This window comes from Pseudoalteromonas sp. S3785, assembly GCF_005887365.1.
Classification (GTDB): Bacteria; Pseudomonadota; Gammaproteobacteria; order Enterobacterales; family Alteromonadaceae; genus Pseudoalteromonas.
On sequence record NZ_PNCT01000091.1, the window covers coordinates 1 to 4,398 of the forward strand.

Sequence of the window (4,398 nt, forward strand, 5' to 3'; positions counted from 1 at the left end):
GAGCCATGATCAAACTCTTCAATTAAAAAGTTTTGTGTCTTTCGACAGCTCAATGAATTCTGAATTTATTTAATATCTTTCGATATTGAATTGACTGTGCTGCAATAAATAAATTTATTGCTGTTGGTCACTCAGTTTCAATTGAGACTCTAAATTTGTTTGCTTCACTACCGAAGTAGCTTGGCTGTTAGAACTCAACCTGTACGAGTGCCCACACAGATGATTGCTTTATATTGTTAAAGAACGTTGCGATTAAAGCGCGTTGCTTTATCTCGCTAGGGCTGCGCATGTTACGCTTTCCTATCTTTTTGTCAACACTTAATTTTGTTAAACTTGAAAGTTTTTAAAACTAAGTTTTACTCGACTCACTGATTAGCTCGTGCCTCGCTATGCGTTGCGCTCTGCCGTCTCAGTGGGGTCGCATTATAGAGAGAACGGATTTTTACGCAAGCGTTTTATTTAATAAAATTGCGTTTAATTTATACCCATAAGAAACCCACATTAAAAGCACATGTTACCCACAAAAGCTTGTGGATAAGACTGCTTTTTTGCTTTTAAAACTAAACTCTTTTGATTCGTTATGGTAAGTTGCCAGCACTTTTTCAACTCATGTACTTAGGTAGTATTCATGACAGATATAATAAATAGTATAAGTGCCTTACTTTGGGGCCAAGTTCTCGTCTACTTATTAATAGCAGCAGGTGTCTTTTTTACCATTCGGTTGGGCTTTATTCAATTTGTACAATTCCCCCATATGTTTAAAGTTATGTTTGGCTCACGTAAATGTGGTGGTGATGAGATTTCTTCTTTTCAAGCTTTTTGTACTTCTTTAGCCGCGCGTGTTGGAACAGGTAATATGGCCGGTGTTGCCGTGGCACTTTATTTAGGTGGCCCTGGCGCTATATTTTGGATGTGGCTGATTGCTTTAATAGGTATGGCAACTAGCTTTGCAGAGAGTACGTTAGCACAAGCTTATAAAACTAAAGACGCTGATGGCAACTTTAGAGGCGGCCCTGCTTATTATATGGAGCGCGGTTTAGGCAAACGCTGGATGGGTGTCCTGTTTTCACTGTGCTTAATTTTAGCCTTTGGCCTGGTATTTAATGCTGTACAGTCAAACTCTATTGCTGCCGCATTTGAAGTAGCGTTTGATGTACCTAAGTATATAGTAGGCATAGCACTTGTGATTGGCTCTGGCATCATTATTTTTGGTGGATTAAAAACAATATCACGTTTTGCCGAAATGGTTGTTCCATTTATGGCGCTTGCCTATTTGCTAGTTGCTATATATGTATGTGCAGTAAACTTCACTGCTCTGCCTGATGTTATTGTACTTATAGTAAAAAGTGCATTTGGTTTAGAGCAAGCAGGCGCCGGTGCCATTGGCTATGGTGTAACACAAGCTATGATCCAAGGTATTAAGCGCGGTTTGTTTTCAAACGAAGCAGGTATGGGTAGCGCAGCCAATGCTGCAGCAACGGCAACACCTTACCCTCCGCACCCAGCATCGCAAGGGTATGTGCAAATGCTAGGTGTATTTATAGATACTATTGTGATCTGTACAGCCACTGCCTCATTAATCTTACTGTCTAATCAACTTGTGCCTGAATCGGGTGTATTAGGAATAGAGTTAACACAAGCTGCACTGCAAGAGCACGTAGGTGATTGGGGCACTTACTTTATTGCCATTGCTATTTTGTTTTTTGCATTTACCTCTATTGTAGCGAATTACTCATATGCCGAAACAAACCTAATGTTTTTAGAACATAACTCTAATAAAGGAATGTTTGTATTTAGGTTATTGGTATTAGGTATGGTTATGTTTGGCGCCATTGGTGAACTAGGGATTATTTGGACACTTGCTGATATCTCTATGGGCCTAATGGCTATTGTAAACGTGGTTGCACTGTTTATGCTCTCTGGTGTTGTTGTATGGTTATCAAAAGATTACAACGCACAAAATAAGCAAGGTGTACTACCTACGTTTGACAAAGACAAGCACCCTAAGCTTGCCAAAGAGGTTGATCCTAACGCGTGGAAGTAACACTAAATTGAAAAATTATTAAGCGAGCATTTGCTCGCTTTTTTTTGCCTTACAAACTATATAAAATTTTATTAATGTATTTCAAAGATATATACCATAATTAAATATCAGTAATAGGCGCTTTTTAATTTACTTACGTACAATAAAATTAAGTTTGTTATCTATAATATAAAGGAGTCATGATGGATGACCAATTGAACAAATACAGTATTGACACTACCGATTATCAAGTAGGTCAAGATAACGTACAAAAATGGGGGTTTGATGTTCATAATCCCGTGTTTGGAATAAGCGCATTTTTAGTCATACTATTTGTTGCCCTTACCTTATTGCTTGACCCTGAAGTTGTCAGGGAAGCACTGACCTCAACTAAAGATGCCATTATCAATAAATTTGATAGTTACTTCATGTTGATTGCTAATGGTTTCGTATTATTTTGCTTTGCACTTGCGCTCTCCCCTCTTGGCAAAATTCGCTTAGGAGGTGTTGATGCAAAACCTGAACATGGTTATCTTTCATGGTTGGCAATGCTATTTGCAGCAGGAATGGGGATAGGTTTACTGTTTTGGGGTGTTGCAGAGCCGGCAGCTTATTTTACTGATTGGTACTTAATGCCAATGAATGCACAGCCAAACACCCCAGAAGCTCACTCTTTAGCCATGGGTGCCACCATGTATCACTGGGGTTTACATGGCTGGGCAATTTACGCCATTGTTGCACTTAGTTTAGCATTTTTTGCCTACAATAAAGGCCTTCCATTATCTATACGATCCGTGTTTTACCCTTTATTTGGCGATCGAGCTTGGGGTTGGCTGGGTCATGTTATCGACATTCTTGCTGTACTCTCTACGCTTTTTGGTTTAGCAACGTCTCTTGGTTTAGGGGCGCAGCAAGCAACAAGTGGTATTAATTATTTAATGGGCACAGACTACGGTACCGCTTTTCAGATTACGGTTATAGCGCTCGTTACCTGTATTGCTATTGTGTCTGTTATTAAAGGTATTGAGGGGGGAGTGAAAGTACTTAGTAACATAAACCTTATATGTGCATTTATTTTACTTGTAGCCATCATATCCCTTACTTTTAGTGATTCAATTACGGCTATATGGTTTACCTTTGGTGCATATGTAGATCACATGATCCCGCTTAGTAATCCGTTTGGCCGAGAAGATGAAGACTGGATGCATGCCTGGACAGTATTTTACTGGGCATGGTGGATATCGTGGTCGCCATTTGTCGGAATGTTTATTGCCCGAGTATCTAAGGGCCGCACCGTGCGAGAGTTTTTATTGGTCGTCATTGGCTTGCCAACACTATTAAGTTTAGTTTGGATGGGCGTGTTTGGTAATTTAGCCATTTCACAAATTATTGATAAAATAGGTCCGCTTGGACAAAACGGGTTAACTGATATCTCAGTAACGCTATTTCAGGTTTATGAGCAACTTCCGCTAAGTAGCTTTATTAGTGTTATTTCAATTGTGCTTGTTTTAGTGTTTTTTATAACCTCTTCTGACTCTGGGTCACTTGTGATAGATGGTATAACTGCTGGCGGGAAAATTGATGCGCCGGTGCCACAACGTATATTTTGGGCATCGATTGAAGGGGCTATAGCCGCCGTATTACTGTGGGTAGGAGGCTCTCAAGCCTTACAAGCTTTGCAATCAGGAGTCGTAACTACAGCGTTACCTTTCTCAATTGTGCTCATTTTAATGTGCGTAGCGCTGATTCAAGGCTTAATGAGCGAATACCCTATCTATAAGGCACAAACAAAGTTATAGCATTATATACTTTAGCAAAGCGGCTTCGTGTCGCTTTGCGCTCTCACTTTATTTCTGCCCTTACCTACACTTCAGCTAATACATTTACGAACGTATTTACTCATCAAGCTATTTAGCTTTGGCAATACACCTTTAAAATGCACTATTAATCGTGCATTTATGCAAAATAGCTTTAATAAACAGTGTTAAAAGTAGTTGTTCGACCGCTGCAAAGGGATATAGGAAAAGTAATGTAGGTTTAATCAACTAACGCTAAGGTACAACAATACGTACGCTTTGCTTTAAGCACGATTGTCTTGTTTCATATCATTCATTTAATTAAGCCAATTGCTATTAACTTTTAAAGATAGGTAAAAACATAAATAAAATGATTTTTGGATAATAAAACTGAGGATTTATTTTGAATAATGGGGTATTTAATTTACTAAAAGGACTTTAGTAAAAGTGGTGCCCGAGGCCGGACTTGAACCGGCACGACTTGTTAGTCGAGGGATTTTAAATCCCTTGTGTCTACCAATTCCACCACTCGGGCATCGAGTTTGCTATTGATAGCATCGGGACTCAAGACTTGCTGGG

Annotated in this window: 2 protein-coding genes and 1 tRNA gene; 2 read left to right on the top strand and 1 reads right to left on the bottom strand. The window is 39.3% G+C overall.

Features of this window, described 5'->3' with window-relative positions; all coding sequences use genetic code 11:
* The first annotated feature begins 628 nt into the window (after positions 1 to 628).
* Positions 629 to 2,044: an alanine/glycine:cation symporter family protein gene (locus CWC17_RS18100; protein WP_138614465.1), complete on the top strand. Its 1,416-nt coding sequence runs from the start codon at positions 629 to 631 to the stop codon at positions 2,042 to 2,044.
* Between the two features lie 182 nt (positions 2,045 to 2,226).
* Positions 2,227 to 3,822: a BCCT family transporter gene (locus tag CWC17_RS18105; protein WP_138614467.1), complete on the top strand. Its 1,596-nt coding sequence runs from the start codon at positions 2,227 to 2,229 to the stop codon at positions 3,820 to 3,822.
* Positions 3,823 to 4,267: 445 nt separating this feature from the next.
* On the opposite strand, the gene CWC17_RS18110 is transcribed toward CWC17_RS18105, so the two are convergent.
* A tRNA-Leu gene (locus CWC17_RS18110) sits at positions 4,268 to 4,354 on the bottom strand.
* Positions 4,355 to 4,398: the final 44 nt, after the last annotated feature.